Genomic DNA, 21,214 nt, shown 5'->3' with positions numbered 1-21,214 from the left:
ACTCTCAAATGGTTGCTCTCAAAGAGTTCCTCAGCCATGAATTAGACAAATTGAATGAAGAACAACTCAAACAAGTTAGTGATTTTATTGCCTTCCTCAAATTCCGCAGCAGAAATGTTAGCTGGCAAATAGATAAAAATCAAATAGCTGCTCTTTACAGTGAATTTGCCCAGGAAGATCGTCAACTGGCTGAAGCAGGATTAGATGAATATGCAGAACTTCTTACACAAGAAGATTTGAAATGAGGGTTCAACGAGGTGAAGTATAGTTAGCCAATTTAGACCCTACCAAGGATTCTGAACAAGCAGGCACAAGACCAGTTATGATCTTTCAAGATGATATCGTCGCCGAATTTTTCACCACTGTGATCACCATTCCCTTAACAACAAATTTACGTCGTGTGTCTTTGCCAACCTGTTTATTAATTCCAAGTGGTGAAGGTAGATTAGAACGAGATTCAGTTGCTCTTTGCCACCAATTGCGGGTAATTGACAAAACCAGATTGCAAAGAAAACTGGGCGTTCTGACTCCAGAAATACTCACTATTTTAGAAGGTAAAGTGTTGTTGACATTAGGTTATCAGTTGTAAAATCAGAACCTCAGTCACCCTTGGCACGTCTACAGTTAAGACCCAGAATAATTTTTATTTGCTCTGACAACTTGTACTTGTAGGGAGATGTCAAGCCACTCACGCTTTCGCTACAAGTTTAAAGAGATAGGCTTTACAAGATGGTGTCAAGCAATGGCAGACAAACCCCAAGAAATACAGGTGAATAAATTAGTTAATTCACCCAGAGAAAGTTCAGAAGTAAAAATACAGGCTCAATCATCAGTAGAAAATGAACCGTCTATATTAGAGTCTTTGGTTAAAACTGTTGCTCAGACTGGCCAAGCAGTTTTAGACACAGCATTAGGGGTGGGAGAAGCGACAGCGAAAGAAACACACAAGTTAATTGAGCAAACAACTCAAACCAGCGGTCAGGTTGTGAATCGTCTCAGCGAAAATTGGCTGATTAGAAAACTATCTGGAGTCTTAAATCTCAATTGGCTCATTAGTGATACCAACCTGGTTGATTTGGAAAAAGCAGAAGCGGCGGTAAACAAGCTTAAGAAACAGTATCCAAATGAATCACCCAACCAGATTGCTCACCGAATCATGGTGGAAAAAGCAACTCAAGCAGCCACAGTTGGACTAGCCACTAGTATTTTGCCAGGAATAGCAGTGGCATTGTTGGCAATTGATTTAACAGCCACGACAAAATTGCAGTCAGAAATGCTTTATCAAATTGCATCTGTCTACGGGCTAGATTTAAAAGATCCTGCCCGTAAAGGTGAAATTTTGGCAATTTTTGGCTTGGCTTTGGGTGGAGGGCGTTTGTTGAAAGCTGCGGGGTTAGGCTTGCTGCGAAATGTGCCCTTGGCGGGTGCGGTGATTGGAGCTAGTTCAAATGCGACGATGATCTATTCATTGGGATATGCTGCTTGTCGATTTTACGAAGCCAAGCTGGATGAATCTACTTCCCTCGCATCGCCACAGACATTAGCAACATTAAAAGCCGAAAGTGAAAAGTATCTAGAAAGTGCGATCGCTCAAGAAGCTCTCATGGATCAAATCTTAGTCCACATGATCCTTGCTAGTCATCCAGAAAAGACTTGGAAAGAAATTTTGCCAGAATTACAAGCTCTAAACCTCAGTCCGAACTCATTGGATGCCATCGCCCAAAATATCAAATCGCCCCAGCCTTTAGATGTATTGCTCAATCAATTGAATCGTGATTTTGCCATACCCTTGTTGGCTCAGTGTGACAAAATTGCCCAGCTTGACAATCAGACTACACCAGTTGAGCAAGAAATAATAGAAGCGATCGCCAGCAAATTTGACATTGACACAAATGCAATTGGGCATGGGGCATTAGTCAGAGGAGGTAACAAGTGGAGTTCTGAGCGGAGTTTATGAGTATCAAAGACAGAACTAACCCTTCTAAGCTGATTCAAAAGATTGAATGAGGCTAAACATTGTTAATAAGTTTAAAGCTTGCCAAGTCGTTGGAGTTTGGCAGGCTTTTGTAGTGTTTTACTAAACTAATGTTCTGTTATTAATTTTTCCAAATATAAGTACCTCTCTTTGTTTCAAACCTTTTCGCTTTCTAACTCTAAATTTAAGTTGTTGTTTCTCTACTCTAAGTTTTTGTCTATTTAATTCCTGAGCTATTAATTCTTGAGCGCGGCTTTGAATTTTAATTTGGCTTTCTATTAACTGCTCGTTAATTTTTTCTCTTAGGTTTTTACCCATTCTTCTTACTCTTGCTCTTTTAGTTTTTGAAGATAACTCTTGTACCGTGTATCAGCCTTTGGAATTAAGTGTTTATAAAAAAGTTTTTGGCTAAGAGGATGTTTGAAAAGTCCTCTTATCGGTATCAAAAGTTTTAGATCCCCCTAAATCCCCCGATAAATTGGGGGACTTTGATTCCGGTTCCCCCCTTTTTAAGGGGGGTTAGGGGGGATCAAGAAGTGCCTAAAATCACAGCCAAAGACTTTTCAAACAACCTCTAACACCGGATTTGTCACCTGCAACCAATAAAATGGCTTGTCTCAATGGATCAAAAGCAAACGCCACACGCCAAACACCACCAAAAGCTGAGAATCTTAGCTCTTTCATGTTTACGTACTCTGACCTTTGAGTGTATCAACATGAGGACGTTTTGCTTGTGGGCCAAACTTTTCTAAAACCTGAGCCGTAGCAAGCAACTCATTTTTTACTTCTTGAGGTAGAGCATCGAACTCAGACTCGAAATCATCATGAAACTCAACTTGCCATTCCACTAATTTATTATGGTTAAAATTTCATCCATTTTCAAAAGTATATCGATTGACACTCTCAGCACTAAATTATAGCTACTGGCCCCTGCTTCCTCATCTCCCCTATCTCCCTCACTCCCCACTCCCCTTAGAGGTTGTTTTAAAAGTGGTTAGCTGTGATTTTCAGCACATCTTGATCCCCCCTAGCCCTCCTTCAAAAGGGGGGAAAACTTCTTAAAGTCCCCCAATTTATCGGGGGATTTAGGGGGATCTAAAACTTTTTGCTACCAACAACAGGACTTGTTCATTCATCCTCTTATACTGAAACAAGAATTTTGAGCAATACTGGTACAAGAAGGAATATTTACACAAAATCCCAAAATGAAAATTCAACCTAGTGATCAGCCTTTGCTAGAGTGGGCGGGCGATAGTTTGGCAATTGGATTATTTGAAGATGCAATAGAGTTAACTGGAGAAGTGGCAACTTTAGATCAAAAGTTTTCTGGAGTCTTAAAAGAACTGATTGCTGAAGAAGAATTTAAAGGTAAAGCCAATAGCACTATTTTTACCCGTGTGAATGCTGGTAGCCCAGTGCGGAAATTGATTTTGGTAGGTTTAGGAAAACCAGAAACACTAAAACCAGATACTCTGCGCCGCGCTGCTGCTGCTGTAGCTAGGGTAGGAAAAAAGCAAAAAAGCAAAATTCTGGGTTTTAGTTTTCCATTATGGAACAACGATCCAGCGGCAAGTGCCCAAGCGATCGCAGAAGGTGTGGAATTGGCGCTTTACCAAGATATTCGCTTTAAATCAGAACCACCAGAAGAGAAAGGTTCACAAATAGAAACCGTAGATTTACTAGGTTTTGGTGGACAAGAAGCCGCCATCACCCGCGCCAATCAAATCGTTTCCGGGGTAAATTTGGCACGGCAGTTAGTAGCAGCGCCAGCTAACGCAGTAACACCAATTACTTTAGCGGAAACTGCTGTTGCGATCGCCAAGGAGTACGGTTTACAAGTAGAAATTCTGGAACGAGAAGACTGTGAAAAGCTGGGTATGGGTGCTTTTTTGGGAGTAGCACAAGCTTCCGATTTGCCACCGAAATTCATTCATCTAACTTACAAGCCAGAAGGTACACCCAAAAAGAAATTAGCAATTATTGGTAAAGGTGTAACCTTCGATTCCGGCGGACTCAACATTAAAGGTGCTGGTAGCGGCATCGAAACCATGAAGATGGACATGGGCGGTGCAGCGGCCACCTTGGGCGCTGCAAAAGCAATTGCTCAACTCAAGCCAGATGTTGAAGTTCACTTTATTTCGGCGGCAGCTGAAAACATGATTAGCGGTCACGCCATGCACCCTGGAGACATTCTCACAGCATCAAACGGCAAAACAATCGAAGTGAACAACACCGACGCTGAAGGACGTTTGACCCTCGCAGATGCTTTGGTGTATGCCGACAAACTGGGCTTAGATGCGATCGTCGATTTAGCTACCCTAACTGGTGCCAACGTCATCGCCTTGGGTGACGATATTGCTGGTTTGTACACTCCCGATGATGCTGTAGCCTCCCAGATCGAAAAAGCTGCGGAAACTTCAGGAGAAAAGATTTGGCGGATGCCAATGGAAGAAAAATATTTTGAAGGCTTAAAGTCTGGTATAGCGGACATGAAAAATACCGGCCCGCGTCCAGGTGGTGCAATTACCGCTGCCCTTTTCCTCAAACAATTCGTCAAAGAAACCCCTTGGGCGCACATAGATATTGCTGGCCCAGTGTGGACAGATAAAGAAAATGGCTACAACGGCGCCGGGGCAACTGGCTACGGCGTTCGGACGCTAGTTGATTGGGTGCTAGGAAGTGGGGAGTAGGGAGTGAAGAAGGGAATAGGTTACAGGTTATAGGGTACAGATTATTCCCTATCACCTCTCACCTGTCACCTCCCCCCTAATCTCAATGCCCCATGCCCAATGCCCAATGACCAACAATTCGTGCTATCTTGAGCTTGCCAGCAAAAATTGTTGCAATAGTAACAGAAATAATTTGGCGGTGAGAAAGTTAAGCTTTTTCGGCAAAGCCATCTGGTAAAATTTGTAAGGTTTCTAGAAGCTGTGAGTAATGGGATCGACTCGCGTACGGATCGCAATTGACGCAATGGGAGGGGATCACGCACCCGGTGAAATCGTTGCTGGCGCATTGCGAGCACGGGAAGAATTGGGTGTAGATGTATTGTTGGTTGGTGATCCCCAACAAATAGAAGCTGCCTTGCCATCAAAAACAAGTTTAGGGCAGGTAGAGATCGTTACTGCTGAGGAAGCGATCGCTATGGATGAGGAGCCTTTAAATGCAGTTAGACGCAAACGCAAGGCTTCTATCAATGTGGCTATGGATTTGGTCAAGCAGCAAAAAGCAGATGCCGTATTTTCTGCCGGCCACTCTGGGGCAGCAATGGCATCAGCTTTGCTCCGCTTAGGACGATTACCCGGAATTGACCGCCCAGCCATCGGGACAGTTTTCCCCACGATTATTGCTGGTAAGCCAGTGCTAGTACTTGATGTTGGCGCAAATGTAGATTGCCGTCCCAAGTTTTTAGAACAGTTTGGCGTTATGGGATCGGCTTATAGTCAGTATGTCTTGGGTACAACTGAACCGAAGGTGGGTTTGCTGAATATCGGTGAAGAAGACTCTAAAGGCAATGATGCAGCCGTCCGCGCCCACCAACTGCTACGCGAAAATTCTCAAATTAATTTTATTGGCAATGCTGAAGGGCGTGATGTGCTTTCCGGTCGCTTTGATGTGATTGTCTGCGATGGCTTTGTGGGCAATGTATTATTAAAATTTGCCGAAGCCGTCGGAGAAGTGATTTTGCAAATTCTGCGGGAAGAATTACCCCAAGGATTGCATGGTCAAATCGGTTCAGCACTCTTAAAACCAAACCTGAAGCGGATTAAGCAGCGGATGGATCACGCAGAACATGGTGGTGCCTTGCTGCTAGGCGTGGCAGGAGTCTGTTTTATCGGCCACGGTAGCTCTCAGGCTCCTTCAATTTTTAACGCAATTCGCATGGCAAAAGAAGCTGTTGACAACCAGGTGATACAACGAATTCAGTCCCAATATATCCTAGAGCGCGAGAGCGGTTAGTCATTAGTCATTAGTCATTAGTCATTAGTCATTGATCATTGGTCATTTGTAATTGGACTTTGGACAACTGAACATAGACGCGCCTTTGGCGACTCTCCGAGTTCTCCGAAGGAGTACCCGCAGGGTAGGACAACTGACATAGACCCGCCTTTGGCGACTCTCCGAGTTCTCCGAAGGAGTACCCGCAGGGTAGGACAACTGACAAAAGACAAAGGACAAAAAGCTGATAGCTTGGGAGATTAGGAGTGCAAAACTTAGGCGTAGCAATTACCGGAAGCGGCTCGGCAGTACCAGCAACTTCCCTACATAACCAGACATTGAGTGAACTAGTTGAAACATCAGACGAATGGATTACCACAAGAACGGGAATTCGTCAACGGCGATTAGCACTCCCATCTGAGTCCTTGAGTGTACTCGCTACTGCCGCCAGCAGCCAGGCGATCGCAGCTTCGGGAATTAAACCAGAAGACCTAGACCTGATTCTACTAGCGACTTCCACCCCTGATGATTTGTTTGGTAGTGCTTGTCAAGTACAGGCTCTATTGGGAGCCACCAACGCAGTAGCTTTTGATTTGACCGCTGCCTGCTCCGGCTTTGTGTTTGGTCTGGTTACAGCAGCCCAATACATTAGAACTGGTGTCTATAAAAATGTACTGTTGATCGGGGCAGATATCCTCTCTCGCTGGGTAGATTGGGAAGATCGGCGGACTTGTGTATTGTTCGGTGATGGTGCAGGAGCAGTAGTATTGCAGGCTGCCAAAAGCGATCGCTTATTGGGATTTGCACTTAAAAGTGATGGCACTCAAAACCATTACCTTAAGCTTGCTTATGCAGGCGCTTCTCAAGAAATACTCCCAGGTGTAAATATCACCAAAGGCACTTACCAACCCATTACGATGAACGGCAAAGAGGTCTACCGCTTTGCTGTCCAAAAAGTGCCAGAAATCATAGATAAAGCCTTGTTTCAAGCCAATCTCAGCGTTGATCAAATAGATTGGCTACTGTTGCATCAAGCCAATCAACGGATTATTCATGCCGTTGCCCAACGCCTAAATATCCCAGAACATAAAGTTATCAGTAATCTCGCCCAGTATGGCAACACCTCTGCTGCTTCCATCCCCTTAGCTTTAGATGAAGCAGTACGGCAAGGTAAAATTAAACCCAATGACATAGTTGCTACATCCGGCTTTGGTGCCGGTCTTACCTGGGGCGCGGCAATTTTTAAATGGGGAAGATAAATATTTTGTCCTTTGTCATTAGTCCTTTGTCCTTTGTTATTCACTAATGACAAATGACCAATGACCAATGACAAATGACCAATGACCACTGACTAATGACCAATGACAAAAACTGCATGGGTGTTTCCCGGACAAGGTTCTCAAGCGCTGGGAATGGGAATGGACTTATTAGATATACCATCTGCTAAAGACAAGCTTGCCAAAGCTGAGGATATTTTGGGCTGGTCTGTAACTGAAATTTGTCAAACTCAAGAAGAGAAGTTATCACAGACGCTGTATACCCAGCCAAGTCTTTATGTGGTTGAAAGCATTCTTGCTGATCTGCTTCGGGAACGAGGACACCAGCCAGATTTAGTTGCTGGCCACAGTTTGGGAGAATATACTGCCCTTTATATAGCGGGTGTCTTTGAGTGGTCGGCTGGTTTATATCTGGTGAAGCGTCGTGCAGAACTCATGGATAGTGCCGTCGGTGGTATGATGGCAGCTTTGATGAACTTTGACCGCGAACAGTTAGAAAAAGTCATTTCCCAAACGCCTGATGTGGTAATAGCAAATGATAATAGTTCGGCTCAGGTGGTAATTTCAGGCACGACTGAAGCTGTACAAGCGGTGATGACTCAAGTTAAAGCAAAGCGTGCGATTCCCCTAAAAGTTTCTGGAGCATTTCATTCACATTTAATAGCACCAGCGGCTGCCCAATTCCAAGACATTTTAGAATCTGTGGAATTTCAACCCGCGATTGTGCCAGTGCTGTCTAATGTCGAACCAATTCCGTCTATTGATGCCGAGATTTTAAAGCAACGCCTGAACAAACAAATGACTGGTTCTGTAAGATGGCGAGAAATTTCTCTGCAATTACCAGCTAATGGTATCGAGCGAGTAATGGAAATTGGCCCTGGTAAAGTGTTAACTGGCTTGATTAAACGTAGTAGCCCTGATTTAATATTACAGAACATCCAGAGTGCTGCTGATTTACCTGTTTAATTTTTTTATATAGCGTTTCCCGACAAGCGTGAGGTACACCCGTAAGGGCACGGCACTGCCCATAGGTGTCAACTTAAGCTAAAAGCCAGTCTATAACTAGCTTTTAGAGATTATCTCCTTATCTCGTTCCCAGTCGGAGACTGGGAATGCCGTTCTAGAGGCTCCGCCTCCCTTGCTGGCGGCAGAGCCGCCAGGAGGCGCATTTCCAGCCTCTGGCTGGAAACGAGGTTTTAAAGGGGTTTGGGCTTAAGTTGGCACTGCCGTGCCCCTACACCAGGCAATATAATGTTGTACCGCATCTGAATGGGAACCGCTATAACTTCATTTCAATTACAAATTCTGTACCCTTATCTAAAACAGAGTTTAAACTCAATTTGCCACTGTGGGTTTCTTCGACGATTTGACGAGCGATCGCTAATCCTAATCCCGTCCCTTTACCCACGCCTTTTGTAGTAAATAAGTGGTCAAAAATCTTTTCTTTCACTTCTTCATTCATCCCCTTACCGTTATCAGCGATCGCAATTTTAACTAAATTATCTGCTGCTGAGGTTGTAATTGTAATACAGTTAGGATTGGCTTTAATTTCCTGGAAACTGCGTCCATGATTAGATTCATCTAATGCATCAATAGCATTAGCTATCAGATTCATAAATACCTGATTTAATTGACCAGGGAAACATTCTACTTGAGGGAAATTACCGTAATTTGTGACAACTTCAATTGCGGGACGTTGTTCATTTGCTTTCAGGCGATGTTTGAGAATTAAAATCGTGCTATCGATACCTTCATGGATATTAAACGATACTTTATAATCTTTATCAGCGCGGGAAAAAGTTCTTAAACTAGTGCTGATATTTTCCAGGCGATCGCACGCCATCACCATTGAATCAATAATCTTGGGTAAATCTTCTAAGCTATAATCTAAGTCAATTTTTTCGGCATGGTCTTTGATTTCATCGCCTGGATTTGGTAGACTTTCTTGATAGAGTTTCAAGTGTTCAACAATATCCGCAAAGCTGGGTTTAGCTTGTTGGAGGCTGGCAGAAATAAAGCCCAAAGGATTATTCATTTCATGGGCTACCCCAGCAACTAAGTTACCCAATGCAGACATTTTCTCACTTTGGACAATTTGCAGCTGTGCTTGTTGTAAGTCTTGTAGTGCTTGTCCGGCTTGTTGATAAAGTCCAGCATTTTCTAGGGATACTGCTGCTTGGGAAGAAAGTAAGTTAATTATACTGAGGCGATCGCTGTTAAATACCCCTTGAATCATTTGATTCTCTAGGTAGAGAATCCCCACCAAATGCCCTTGATTAATAATCGGAGTACAAAATACACTTTGGGGTTGATGTGACAACATATATTCCCCAATTAAACCAGGAATATCTGTTTTGCAATTGTCTATAACCACTGTTTGTTGGGTATTTTTGACGTAATGGATAATTTTTACAGGAATATCTTGACAATTGTCTAATGATTGTGGACTGAGGCTCGTTTGTATTTCCTCATGATCAATAAAAGTAATTACTCGTACTTGCCAAATATTTTCTTGGGGAAGCAGCAGTACAGCTTTGATCGCGCCAGAGTTTTCTAAGATAATCCGGGTGAGACTGGCGATGAGTGTATCTAATTCCAGAGAACTGGAAATAGCTTGAGCGGCTTTCAGAGCAGAGGTAAAATCTAAAACGTCGGAAATATTGGTGCTGCCAATGGTATTCGTGTAAGTAGATGGGAAAGTCCCACCAAAGGCAATAGTTTCTAAGGGGTTGAGATTGAGATTAAGTTTTTGTTGTTTCAGGAGAAATTCGAGTAGTTGGGGATAGCGTTTTTCTAAGTCGGTAACTTTGGCTTTTGCTCCCCAACGGGCATAACAGTAGTATGCTTCTTGCATATACACCTGAGCGATTTTTTCTTTACCGCATTCGAGGTAAAATTTAGCCGCGAGTTCGTTTGCTAAAGCTTCTTCTTGAATATAGCGGTTTTGTTTTGCCCCGGCTATTGCCAGATCATAATATTCTTGTGCTTGAAATTTATTGCCGAGAATGCGATCGCGTTCTGCTCTAATTAAATCGCATTTGTGTTTAATGTCGGTAGGAACTAATTTTGCCCGTCGTTCTAGGTTGTGCTGAATTTTGGTAACTCGTTTGAGTAGCTGCTTTTTTCGTTGAGGTGAGGAGTTAGGATAAGCAGCCAATCGCGTTAAGGTATCATAAAACCAAACAGATATAATACCATTGGCGCTAATTAATTCATGTTCGTAGGGAAGGGAAGCATCTGCTGCATCAAGTGCTACTGGGATATTACTAAATAAGTATGCAATAAGTACTTTGAAGCAATAAATAATAGAAAGAAAGACAGCATCATTACTGGCTTGAAAGTGGGGAATTAGCTGTGTTTCATCGCACTCTGTGCCAACTAATATATGGGGTTGGGGAGATGCCTCCGTCAGATTTAGCATTACCTGCCGCAGTATAATAATTTCTTGTAGACTCACTTCATCGGGTATTTCCGTTGTCAATGCTTGATGGTAGAGTTCAGAGATTGCTAACAACTCAGTGAGTGGCTTTCCTAAGAAGAAACCTACATTAATTTCACTGAAGTATCCCGTACCTACGAAAGCAAAATCTCCACAATTCAAGGCTGCCTGTTTGCCTTCTTGAATCAAGTGTAAGCTATTGCTGAGTGGTTGTTGCCAAATTTGGCTGAAGATTGCTATGCTTACTTTTATTTTTCCTTCAATGTAGAGGTTTGGTAATTTATTTAGTAACTTCAGGGAAAATTGCCCCATTTGATAACTTGCTTCTAATTCCTGCAAATTTGATAAAATAATGCTATAGATTGTATAAAAACTAGATGACCAGATAGAATTACCCTGTTGAAGGGATTTTTGGACACCCAGAAATGCCAATAGTGCCATTAATGGCTGCGAACAGAAATATGCTGGATAGGAAATTAAATTGCTAATTCGCAGTACGACAATAGTTTCTGGATTTGTCATCACAGGTAATTGCAACAGCTTTTCTAAGGAATTACCACGCAATAAAACCTTAGTTTTGATTAATTCTGCCAACACTTGTAATTTACTTGGCTGGGATGGTAATTTAATCCCTAACAATTGGAGAAATTCTAAACCCGTATCAATCGACTTTTGATAATTCTTCTGGGCACTATAAGCTTGAATTTGAGCCTCATAAACAGCAAGGTTATCTACTACTGTTTGGGAATTAAGTTTTACTACCTGCATCAATGGAGTAATTTCTGCAAACCTACCCGTCAGAAATGCTGTATCTGCGGCAATATCATGCAAACCAAGAGTAATATTATATTGCCGTTGCCAACTATTATCATCTAACAAAGTCATCCCTTTTTCTGCATAACTAAAAGCCGCAGAATATGCCGTTGCCCTTCTCGCTTTCTGAGCAGCATTGAGATTGATTTGGGCAACTTTAATTTTCTCGACATCATCGGCGATCAGGGAAATTCCCATATTCAATTGATTGGCGATATCAAATATTTTATCTGTTTGTTCGCCATCGGAAGTATTGGATAATAATAAACGTCCAATCTGTAAATGAGTTGCTTGTTTATCTTCATCAAGAATTAATGAATAAGCAGCTTGCTGAATGCGGTCATGGGAGAATTTGTAATTAACAACATGGGACATTTCTTGTTGGTAAATTACTTCTTTATCGGGAATGTAAAACTTATAAATTTCACTTTGTGGTAAAACCAAAGCTTCCTGCAAAGCTTTCCAAAGTGCGGCAGCAGTTTCATTCTCTGACTGTTGAGAAACAGCTGCTAAGGTCATCAAATTAAATTGATTGCCAATACATGCCGCTAACTTTAAAATCCCTTGGGTTGAAAAAGGCAGCTTTTGTAACTGTTGCGCCATAAATTCTACCACATCATCAGTCAATGCAGCTTGTTTAACTAGGGTAATATCGCACTGCCAGCATCCTAGATAAGAGTTGAATACAATCAAATTATCTTCATACAAAGCCTTGAGGAATTGTGTACTAAAAAATGGGTTTCCTTGAGTTTTTTGATAAATTAACTGGGTCAAAGGTGTCGCTAGCTCGTGTATGCAATTTAAAGTATCTGCAACCAGTCGATTTAAAGTATTTTCACTAAGAACTTGCAATGTAATACTATTAATAACTGCACCCACTTTATGCATATCCTCCAAAGTCATCATCAAAGGATGTATTGGAGACACTTCATTATCCCGGTAAGCACCAATTAATAATAAATATCTGCTATCCTCACCCATCAATAATTTAACGAGTTTCAAAGAAGCCGAATCAGCCCACTGTAAATCATCCAAAAACATCACTAAGGGATGTTTTTTAGTTGTAAAAACGCTAATAAATTTCTGAAATATTGAATTAAATCGATTTTGTGCGGCAGTTCCTGATAATTCTGGTAATGCTGGTTGCATACCAATAATTCTAGATAATTCGGGGATGACTTCAATAATTACTTGTCCATTTTCCCCCACAGCCTCTAATATATTGCTTTTCCATTGCTGGATTTGAGCATCACTTTCTGTTAAAAGTTGTCCCATTAAATCCCGGAAAGCTTGCACAAATGCCGAAAAGGGAATATTGCGCTGAAATTGGTCGTATTTCCCTTTGATAAAATAGCCACGTTGCTGCACAATCGGTTTATGAACTTCGTTGACAACCGCCGTTTTACCAATACCCGAAAAACCTGCTACCAGCATCATTTCTGTTGCACCAAGGCTCACTCTTTCAAATGCTTCAAGTAAGGTTTGAACTTCGGTTTCTCGTCCATAGAGTTTGTCGGGTATAATGAAGCGATCGCACACATCCCGTTTCGCAATCTCAAAACCCTTAACTATACCAGTTTCTTGTAGCTGATGTAAACAATTTTCTAAATCAAGCTTCAATCCCAAGACACTCTGATAGCGGTCTTCAGCATTTTTCGCCATCAATTTGTTGACAATCTCCGAGAGTACAGACGGGATTTGTGGGTTAATTTTATGTACTAAGGGTGGAAGTTTCGCAATATGAGAATGTACTAACTCCATCGGGTCGTTTGACTTAAACGGTAATTCCCCAGTCAGTAATTCGTAGAATGTCACACCTAAAGAATAAAAGTCAGTACGGTAATCAATTCCCCGATTCATTCTGCCTGTTTGTTCTGGGGAAATATAAGCTAGTGTCCCTTCTAAGACATTGGGATTGATTAGTGTTTGGGTTTCCCGTGGTAGTAGAGATGCAATACTAAAGTCAATTAATTTAACTTGTTTGGTTTCGGGATTAATCAGAATATTCGCGGGTTTGATGTCTTTATGAATAATCCGATCGCGGTAGAGTATATCTAAGGTATTACACAGTGCGATCGCTATTTCTAAAAACTCCATCAAAGATTCTAGGCTTTTCCGCACTCCCCACGCCCCACTCGCTACAGACGCGATTAATCGCGTCTCTAACCATTCTTTAAGAGAAATCCCCCCAAAGTCTTCCATCACTAACGCATAGCCATTTTGGTATGTTATTAGACTGTAAGTTTGGATGATTAGAGGTGAGTTGAGATTTTTGGTAATGGTGTACTGATTACGAAACGATAAGAGTTCGCTGAAACTCGGATAAGGATTTTTCAGCAATTTAATCACTACAGGTAATGAGTCAGTTTCTCGATAACCGCGATAAACCAGAGTTCGAGAACCGTTGTAGAGTTTTTCGCTAACCTTGTATCCAGGAATACTGACTGTAGTGAGAAACATACTGCTAAATTCTAAAGATTTCTAGATTTAGTGTTCCCAGATGGGTGAAGTAATTCATATCTATAGCTTTTTTGCGTTTGATCTGGGTGTTGCGATCGCTTATGCTAAGTTCAGTTTGATTTGCATTATCTTCTGTGGACACAAACCGCGAACCGTTGATCAGTCTGGCACTTTACCACGCCTTTAAATGGTCAGTCGTCAGCCCCATGCTTCACGCTTACTTTCGGGGCCAGATTTATGGTACGGAAAATGTCCCCCAATCAGGGCCGCTACTGGTTGTGAGTAATCACGCTAGTTACTTTGACCCGCCGATTGTCTCTAATTGTGTACGTCGTCCAGTGGCGTACATGGCTAAGGAAGAGTTATTTAATATCCCCATTTTGGCGCAAGCGATTAAATTGTATGGTGCTTACCCGGTGAGTCGGGGAAATGCCGATCGCAATGCCATCCGTTCCGCTCTAGAATATCTCAATAACGGTTGGGCTGTCGGTGTTTTCTTGCAAGGTACTCGCACCCCAGATGGTCGAATTACAGACCCCAAAAGAGGCGCATTGCTACTGGCGGCAAAAGCAAAAGCCCCAATATTGCCGGTAAGTGTGTGGGGTACTGAGAAGATTTTACAAAAAGGCTCGTCCTTACCTCGCACAGTTCCCATCACAGTCAGAATTGGTAACTTGCTTGATGCTCCCAGTTCCACCAATAAAGAGGAATTGGAGGCGTTGACACAAAAGTGTGCCACGGTAATTAACGAAATGCATGATTTAGGACGATGATTTAGGTAAGCTCAGATATATGCTTTAGGGAGGTAGCGATCGCTATTAGATTTCTCTAATCTTAAAGTCAATTCACTCTAGCAATCAACTAACGGACTTCCAACAAATAAATTATCCATCTTGTAGGGTGGGAAACTTTCTCACCCTACACAACTAGCTTTTATTTACGTCTTAATTACGAACTAGGAATTACGAATTACGAATTACGAATTATTATGAGCGGCTTTGAAGCCAAGAATTTTTGGGAGCGATTAAATAATCAAAGTACCTTTTGCTTTGATATTGTCAATAATAGTCGGAATTGTTGATATAATTCCTGGTATAGGAGCGACATTAGGAGTAAGCACAGTTACTCTATTTGTCTTATCTCAAGGTGTTTGGTTAGCATTAAAAGTATTGATAGCTTGTATTATCCTTCAGCAGATACAAGATAACTTGATTGCGCCCCGAATTATGCAAGGTGCGTTGAATCTTAATCCTGTAGTAATATTTTTTGCTTTGCTAGTAGGGGCTAGAGTAGCAGGGTTGTTAGGTGTTTTTATATCTATTCCCATCGCTGGAGTAATTGTGTCTTTATTTGAAATTGATGAAATGAAATCTGAAGTTTAGTCATTTGTGATTTGTCATTTGTCAGGAACTCGGAACTAGTGAATAATGTAAAAATAGCCATTTACCATGAGCCACCTTTCATCCCCTCCCTACTTCGTTGAGGGAGGGGATGAAAGGTGGGTTAAAATCTCCACGTTTTTGTTGGCGTTCGCGGAGCGTGTCGCAGACAAGCCTCTGGCAGAGAAGCATGGTTTTGCGGAGCAAAACAAGTGAAGGAACAGTGGAGATTTTAACAATTTCTGTGTTATGATTAGTCTATTTAGTTAAGCGTAAAGATGCTAGTATTTGAAGCAAAACTGGAAGGAACGAACGAGCAGTACGGAAGGCTGGATGAAGCTATCCGTACTGCTCGTTTTGTTCGGAACAGTTGCGTTCGATACTGGATGGACAATAAGGGTATTGGTAAATACGAGTTGAGCGCATATTGCGCTGTACTTGCTGCTAATCCTGATTTACCCTATGCTGCCAAGCTTAATTCAATGGCAAGGCAAGCTAGTGCTGAAAGGGCATGGTCTGCCATTGCTCGATTTTTTGATAACTGCAAAAAAGGTAAACCAGGGAAAAAGGGATTCCCAAAGTTTAAAAAGTACCAGACTCACGGTTCTGTAGAATACAAAACCTGTGGGTGGCGACTTGATGATGACCGCAGGTATATCACTTTTTCGGATGGATTTAAGGCAGGAACTTTTAAGCTGTGGGGAACTCGTGACCTACATTTTTATCAATTGAAGCAGTTTAAGCGTATTCGTGTTGTGCGTCGTGCAGATGGCTATTATTGCCAGTTTTGCATTGACCATGAACGAATTGAGAAGCGAGAACCAACTGGTAAAACTATTGGTATTGATGTTGGCTTGAACCACTTCTACACCGATAGTAACGGTGAAACCGTCGCCAATCCAAGACATCTTCGCAAAAGTGAAAAGTCTTTGAGACGTTTGCAACGCCGGATGTCTAAGACTAAAAAGGGTTCTCAAAACAGAATTAAGTTTAGAAATAAACTTGCGCGTAAACACCTCAAAGTAAGTCGCCAACGTCAAGACTTTGCTGTTAAGACAGCAAGGTGCGTGGTGAGGTCTAACGACCTCGTGGCGTATGAAGATTTGATGGTACGAAACATGGTGAGGAATAGACACCTCGCCAAGTCAATTAGTGATGCGTCGTGGTCTTTGTTCCGTGAATGGATTGAGTATTTTGGCAAGGTTTTTGGTGTGGTGACAGTTGCTGTGCCACCTCACTACACTTCGCAAAATTGCTCTAATTGTGGGCAAATTGTGAAGAAATCTCTTAGTACTAGAACCCATTCCTGTCCTGATTGTGGACATACCCAAGACCGTGACTGGAACGCGGCGCGTAACATATTAGAAAAAGGATTAAGTACGGCGGGTCACGTCGGAACCAACGTCTCTGGAGAGACTGATCAATACTTGAATGGGGAAACTCCTTCTCCCAAGGGGAGACGCGAAGCGCGAACAAGCAAATCAACTCGTGGAAAGAGAAAACCCAGAGAGCGATCTTTGGAATCCCCACCCTCTACGGAGTAGGGTGGGGAGGATGTCAAAAATAAACATTGGGAAGTAATGTCGGATTTAAGAGCGGAATTAACAGAAATTTTGGATGAGGCAGAGTGGGAATGGTTAATTCCTCATGTACAAAGAGATGCAGTAATTTTGGTGACGCTTGAGCTAGACTTGGTGGATGTTGGAGTAGCGATCGCCAGTGATAATATACCATCAGTGGAACAGTGGATTGATAAACAATTGATTGCCAAACCCACGATAGTACAGGTGGGAGAATGGAACGGTGATCGCAGTAAGCGATTTAATACTCTCATTGTCCAACCTTACGTTTTGGCACAAGAAATAGCCGCCACTTAATTAGTTTATGTGTTGTTTTCGATAGCGATTCAACACTTTGTGGCGGCACATCTTCGATAAAGTCGTATATACTGGCACTCTGTAATCCATCAAAAAGCAGTTCGGCATGATACGTTTCTAGTGGTTCTAAACAGAGTCGTTGAGAGTACATTTTCATTTTGTGATCTAGCCCTACACTAAACAAGTCGCACCGAACACTTTCGACTAACTCATCTTCAACATGAACTTTTATATCTGAAAGTCTGTTCCAAGATGCGGAGGGTGCGTCGGCTTAAGGTGTCGGCGCAGGTATTCAGACTAAAATCCAAAATGGATTGACTATTGACCGAAGCAAAATTTTCTCCTTTAATGTTTACCCATCTAGGAGCTAGAATTGTTACGATAATTTCAGATTAGATGTTGAAACCTTGATCCAATCTGAAACCTTAGAATTATTAGAATGGCATCGCCTTTGCCACCACCTCGCCACCTTTGCGGCAACTAAGCTGGGGGCGACAGCCGCGCGTCATCTGAAAATACCCGATTCTCAGATCCAAAGCGAACAGTTGTTAGAGCAAACCAAAGAAGTTTACCAACTGGAAACTCGCCTGACTACGGGACTGTCATTTGAAGGGATTCAAGATATTGGCGATTCCCTAGAACGGGCAGAACGCAGTGGAATTTTGACAGGGGATGAACTGTTAGCGATCGCCACTACCCTCGCTGGTGTCAGAAATTTGCGCCGTGTCATTGACAATCAGGAAGATTTGCCGATACTGACTGAGTTGGTTGCCGATTTGCGGACTTATCCAGAACTAGAGCAGGAAATTCACCGCTGTATTGATGAACGGGCCCAGGTAACTGACCGCGCGAGTCAAAAACTGGGAGAAATTCGCACAGACTTGCGGCGATTACGCACTCAGATTACTCAAAAGCTGCAAAATATCTTACAAGCAAAATCTGGCGCAGTTCAAGAACAGCTAATTACGCAACGGAGCGATCGCTTTGTTATCCCTGTAAAAGCACCCCAAAAAGATGCCATCCCCGGTATAGTCCACGATACCTCTACCAGCGGTGCCACGCTCTATGTGGAACCGAATTCAGTAGTGCCCTTGGGCAACCAGCTGCGGCAGATAATCAGAAGAGAGCAAGCCGAAGAAGAAACGGTTCGCCGCGTTTTGACCGAACTTGTAGCCGCAGTCAAACCAGATTTGGAGAGGTTGTTAGCGATCGCTACTACTTTGGATCTGGCAACCGCTAGATCGCGATATAGTTACTGGCTAGGAGCGAATCCCCCGCGATTTATCCAGCGGGAAGACAGGGAAATCATTACCTTGCGGAACTTACGACATCCCCTGTTAGTGTGGCAAGAACAGCACGAACAAGGACAACCAGTAGTTCCTGTAAATTTGCTGATCAGTCCGCAAATTCGGGTAGTAACAATTACCGGGCCAAATACTGGCGGTAAAACTGTAACCTTAAAAACCTTGGGGTTAGCAGCATTAATGGCCAAAGTGGGTTTATTTGTCCCCGCCCGCGAACCAGTAGAAATACCTTGGTTTGATAAAGTACTGGCAGATATTGGCGATGAACAATCTTTGCAGCAGAGTTTATCCACATTCTCTGGACACATCCGCCGGATTAGTCGGATTTTGGAAGCATTAGGCAGTGGGGAAGTAGAGGGAGATGAGGGAGAGTCCAATGCCCCATGTCTCATGCCCCAATCACTCGTATTACTTGATGAAGTTGGCGCAGGCACCGATCCAGTGGAAGGTAGCGCCTTAGCGATCGCCTTGTTGAAATATCTCGCCAACCACTCTCAGCTAACTATTGCCACCACTCACTTCGGCGAACTAAAAGCCCTAAAATACGAAGACGACCGGTTTGAAAATGCCTCTGTAGAATTTGACGAAAGTACTCTGTCGCCTACTTACCGTCTACTGTGGGGCATCCCCGGACGTTCTAATGCTTTAACCATTGCCCTCCGCTTGGGATTAAAAGCAGAAGTGGTAGAAGAGGCAAAAACCCAAGTGGGAGAGGCCACAGATGAAGTTAACCAGGTGATTGCTGGCTTAGAAGCGCAACGCCGCCGCCAGGAAACCAAAGCAGCCGAAGCCCAAAGTTTGTTGCAGCAAGCGGAACGTTTATACAAAGAAGTATCGGCAAAAGCCGCAAGTTTGGAGGAGAGGGAAAGCAGTTTGCGGGCTTCACAGGAAATAGCAGTCCAACAAGCGATCGCTCAGGCAAAAGGTGAAATTGCCCAAGTAATCCGCCGTTTGCAGAAAGGTACGCCTACAGCCCAAGAGGCCCAGCAAGCCACCAATGCTTTGAATCAAATTGGCCAGCAATATCAGCCAGTAACGCCAGCAAAACCAAAAATTGGGTTTATGCCCAAAATAGGCGATCGTGTCCGCGTTCCCAAACTGGGACAGACAGCAGATGTGATCACCGCCCCCGATGAAGATGGGGAGTTAAGCGTTCGGTTTGGGCTAATGAAGATGACTGTGAAGTTGGAAGACGTAGAATCTCTAGATGGTCAAAAACCCGAACCAATCGTCAAAGCCAAACCAGCCCCAGCAGCAGTAACGCCACCACCGCAAAGTGTCCCAGAAATTCGGACTTCTCAAAATACCATCGATTTGCGTGGTAAACGTGTGGCTGATGCCGAATACATTTTAGATAAAGCCATCTCGGAAGCTACAAGCCCACTCTGGATTATTCACGGGTACGGCACTGGTAAACTGCGGCAAGGAGTTCACGCCTTTTTGCAACACCATCCCAGAGTGAACAACTACGAACCAGCAGAACAAGCAGATGGCGGTAGTGGTGTTACCGTTGCTCACATAAAATAAACTTATTTGCTATGTTACTTGAACTCAATCAAATAATTGTGAGAGCCGAAATCTCCCAATTCATCAAGTGATTCCCCAATATTTGATGCTGAGTAAAACCAATGGTAGAAATGCGACAATGAAAGCATTTCGTGTGTGGATAAGACAGCAAATTAGTAGTACTATTTAGTTGCAATACTAAACAAGCGACTTCTCTGCGTTACTCTGCGCTTACCTGTGTGTCCCTACCCTGCGGGAAGGCGAAGCGCCTATGCGTTTAAAATTTAACCATCAATTCGCCACGATTTTACACTCTCTCATAGAATAATTGCGAGATGCTAAAAATAGCACCTCGCAACCCCTACCTCCTAGTGATGGTAAAGTACTAATACCGATTAAACAACTACAAAATTGTTGTTAGTTAGTGACAATCCAGCAGATAATTGTGCAAATTGCACCTGAGTAAACCCAGATGCACTACCATCTTGGTCAAAGAACAGTCCACCTGTAGCGCTGCTGTAGATAAATCGCTGTTCGCTAGTAGTTGCAGATGTTCCGATGGTAAACTGAGTAGCCAAGAGCGTGCCTGGTGATAACCCACCAAGACTAGAATAATAATCACTACGTAATACCTGAATCACTTCATTGGTGGCGTTGAAGTCATAAAGGCTATCAACGTTTTGATAGTCATTGAAAACAAAGGTATCAATACCATCCCCCCCATAGAGGGTATCATTGCCATAACTCCCTGAGAGCGTATCATTGCCAGAAGTCCCCACAATATTGTCATTGTAGGTTGTACCTAAGATATTTAATTGTTCGATATTGCTGTAACTAACCCGACTCGTACCTGCTGTAATTGAGCCAGTCTTAGTAGTGGCATTAAAAGTTGAAGTGATTTTCCCTGTAGCATACCTGTAATCGACGGACAACAAATCGTTACCCTTACCCCCATCTATCGTATCTTTGCCACCAGATCCCGTAGAGAGCGTATCATTGCCAGAGTTCCCCACAATACTGTCATCGAAGGCTGTACCTGAGATATTTAATCTTTCGATATTCTTGTAACTAACCCGACTCGTGCCTTCTGTAATTGAGCCAGTGTTAGTAATGGCATTAAAAGTTGAAGTAATCCCCCCTGTAGCATTGGTGTAATCGACGGACAACAAATCGTTACCCTTACCCCCATCTATCGTATCTTTGCCACCAGATCCCGTAGAGAGCGTATCATTGCCAGAGTTCCCC

13 protein-coding genes and 3 pseudogenes are annotated in these 21,214 nt (G+C 42.9%); 12 read left to right on the top strand and 4 right to left on the bottom strand.

Annotated elements, in window-relative coordinates; translation table 11 throughout:
• Nucleotides 1–8 precede the first annotated feature (8 nt).
• The 3 genes and pseudogenes from V7K62_RS07690 (at nucleotide 9) to V7K62_RS07680 (ending at nucleotide 1,957) form a co-directional block, all read left to right on the top strand.
• Entirely contained in the window at nucleotides 9–245 is a 237-nt protein-coding gene (locus tag V7K62_RS07690) for a hypothetical protein (protein WP_334863299.1), read from the top strand.
• A 35-nt stretch (nucleotides 246–280) separates the two neighbouring features.
• Nucleotides 281–589, top strand: a pseudogene (locus V7K62_RS07685) (type II toxin-antitoxin system PemK/MazF family toxin); the annotation flags it as partial.
• A 153-nt stretch (nucleotides 590–742) separates the two neighbouring features.
• Nucleotides 743–1,957: an EcsC family protein gene (locus V7K62_RS07680; RefSeq protein WP_334863482.1), complete on the top strand. Its 1,215-nt coding sequence runs from the start codon at nucleotides 743–745 to the stop codon at nucleotides 1,955–1,957.
• A gap of 120 nt (nucleotides 1,958–2,077) precedes the next feature.
• Here V7K62_RS07680 and V7K62_RS07675 read toward each other — a convergent pair whose 3' ends face one another.
• Together V7K62_RS07675 and V7K62_RS07670 are read right to left on the bottom strand one after the other, a co-directional pair.
• A complete protein-coding gene (locus V7K62_RS07675; protein ID WP_334863297.1) occupies nucleotides 2,078–2,293 on the bottom strand; it encodes a hypothetical protein in 216 nt (71 codons plus the stop codon).
• 258 nt (nucleotides 2,294–2,551) lie between these two features.
• Nucleotides 2,552–2,823 (bottom strand): annotated as a pseudogene (locus tag V7K62_RS07670) (type II toxin-antitoxin system RelE/ParE family toxin); the annotation flags it as partial.
• Between the two features lie 357 nt (nucleotides 2,824–3,180).
• On the opposite strand from V7K62_RS07670, the gene V7K62_RS07665 reads away from it, so the two are divergent.
• The 4 genes from V7K62_RS07665 (at nucleotide 3,181) to fabD (ending at nucleotide 8,157) form a co-directional block, all read left to right on the top strand.
• Nucleotides 3,181–4,665, top strand: a complete 1,485-nt coding sequence (locus V7K62_RS07665) for a leucyl aminopeptidase (protein ID WP_334863295.1) — start codon at nucleotides 3,181–3,183, stop codon at nucleotides 4,663–4,665.
• A gap of 247 nt (nucleotides 4,666–4,912) precedes the next feature.
• On the top strand, nucleotides 4,913–5,935 hold the full coding sequence (gene plsX, locus V7K62_RS07660) for a phosphate acyltransferase PlsX (protein WP_190938809.1): 1,023 nt from the start codon (nucleotides 4,913–4,915) through the stop codon (nucleotides 5,933–5,935).
• 245 nt (nucleotides 5,936–6,180) lie between these two features.
• Nucleotides 6,181–7,173 (top strand): beta-ketoacyl-ACP synthase 3, encoded by a 993-nt coding sequence (locus tag V7K62_RS07655; RefSeq protein WP_334863290.1) that lies wholly within the window; start codon nucleotides 6,181–6,183, stop codon nucleotides 7,171–7,173.
• A gap of 102 nt (nucleotides 7,174–7,275) precedes the next feature.
• Complete coding sequence (gene fabD, locus V7K62_RS07650; RefSeq protein ID WP_334863288.1) at nucleotides 7,276–8,157, top strand: ACP S-malonyltransferase; 882 nt, start codon at nucleotides 7,276–7,278, stop codon at nucleotides 8,155–8,157.
• Between the two features lie 313 nt (nucleotides 8,158–8,470).
• Here fabD and V7K62_RS07645 read toward each other — a convergent pair whose 3' ends face one another.
• Nucleotides 8,471–13,903, bottom strand: coding sequence for an AAA family ATPase (locus tag V7K62_RS07645; protein WP_334863286.1), 5,433 nt, complete (start codon nucleotides 13,901–13,903; stop codon nucleotides 8,471–8,473).
• 134 nt (nucleotides 13,904–14,037) lie between these two features.
• Between V7K62_RS07645 and V7K62_RS07640 the strand changes: the two genes are divergently transcribed.
• The 5 genes and pseudogenes from V7K62_RS07640 (at nucleotide 14,038) to V7K62_RS07620 (ending at nucleotide 19,990) form a co-directional block, all read left to right on the top strand.
• A complete protein-coding gene (locus V7K62_RS07640) occupies nucleotides 14,038–14,676 on the top strand; it encodes a lysophospholipid acyltransferase family protein (RefSeq protein ID WP_334863284.1) in 639 nt (212 codons plus the stop codon).
• 255 nt (nucleotides 14,677–14,931) lie between these two features.
• Nucleotides 14,932–15,285 (top strand): annotated as a pseudogene (locus V7K62_RS07635) (AI-2E family transporter); the annotation flags it as partial.
• 275 nt (nucleotides 15,286–15,560) lie between these two features.
• Nucleotides 15,561–16,826: an RNA-guided endonuclease InsQ/TnpB family protein gene (locus V7K62_RS07630; protein ID WP_334863282.1), complete on the top strand. Its 1,266-nt coding sequence runs from the start codon at nucleotides 15,561–15,563 to the stop codon at nucleotides 16,824–16,826.
• Between the two features lie 36 nt (nucleotides 16,827–16,862).
• The gene (locus V7K62_RS07625) at nucleotides 16,863–17,159 is read left to right on the top strand and encodes a DUF2288 domain-containing protein (protein ID WP_334863281.1); all 297 of its coding nucleotides are present in this window, start codon (nucleotides 16,863–16,865) and stop codon (nucleotides 17,157–17,159) included.
• A 407-nt stretch (nucleotides 17,160–17,566) separates the two neighbouring features.
• Complete coding sequence (locus V7K62_RS07620; protein WP_334863279.1) at nucleotides 17,567–19,990, top strand: endonuclease MutS2; 2,424 nt, start codon at nucleotides 17,567–17,569, stop codon at nucleotides 19,988–19,990.
• Nucleotides 19,991–20,364: 374 nt separating this feature from the next.
• On the opposite strand, the gene V7K62_RS07615 is transcribed toward V7K62_RS07620, so the two are convergent.
• A partial coding sequence (locus V7K62_RS07615) for a calcium-binding protein (RefSeq protein WP_334863277.1) occupies nucleotides 20,365–21,214 on the bottom strand: 850 nt, incomplete at its 5' end.

It is taken from the genome of Nostoc sp., assembly GCF_036917935.1.
Classification (GTDB): Bacteria; Cyanobacteriota; Cyanobacteriia; order Cyanobacteriales; family Nostocaceae; genus Nostoc.
Note: the sequence above shows the minus strand (reverse complement) of the source record. Positions and strands in the feature narration are given on the sequence as shown.

Coding starts and splice junctions, on each gene's coding strand:
- V7K62_RS07690 (WP_334863299.1), top strand. CDS start 9: ATGGTTGCTCTCAAAGAGTTCCTCAGCCATGAATTAGACAAATTGAAT.
- V7K62_RS07675 (WP_334863297.1), bottom strand. CDS start 2,293: ATGGGTAAAAACCTAAGAGAAAAAATTAACGAGCAGTTAATAGAAAGC.
- V7K62_RS07680 (WP_334863482.1), top strand. CDS start 743: ATGGCAGACAAACCCCAAGAAATACAGGTGAATAAATTAGTTAATTCA.
- V7K62_RS07625 (WP_334863281.1), top strand. CDS start 16,863: ATGTCGGATTTAAGAGCGGAATTAACAGAAATTTTGGATGAGGCAGAG.
- V7K62_RS07665 (WP_334863295.1), top strand. CDS start 3,181: ATGAAAATTCAACCTAGTGATCAGCCTTTGCTAGAGTGGGCGGGCGAT.
- fabD (WP_334863288.1), top strand. CDS start 7,276: ATGACAAAAACTGCATGGGTGTTTCCCGGACAAGGTTCTCAAGCGCTG.
- V7K62_RS07645 (WP_334863286.1), bottom strand. CDS start 13,903: ATGTTTCTCACTACAGTCAGTATTCCTGGATACAAGGTTAGCGAAAAA.
- plsX (WP_190938809.1), top strand. CDS start 4,913: ATGGGATCGACTCGCGTACGGATCGCAATTGACGCAATGGGAGGGGAT.
- V7K62_RS07630 (WP_334863282.1), top strand. CDS start 15,561: ATGCTAGTATTTGAAGCAAAACTGGAAGGAACGAACGAGCAGTACGGA.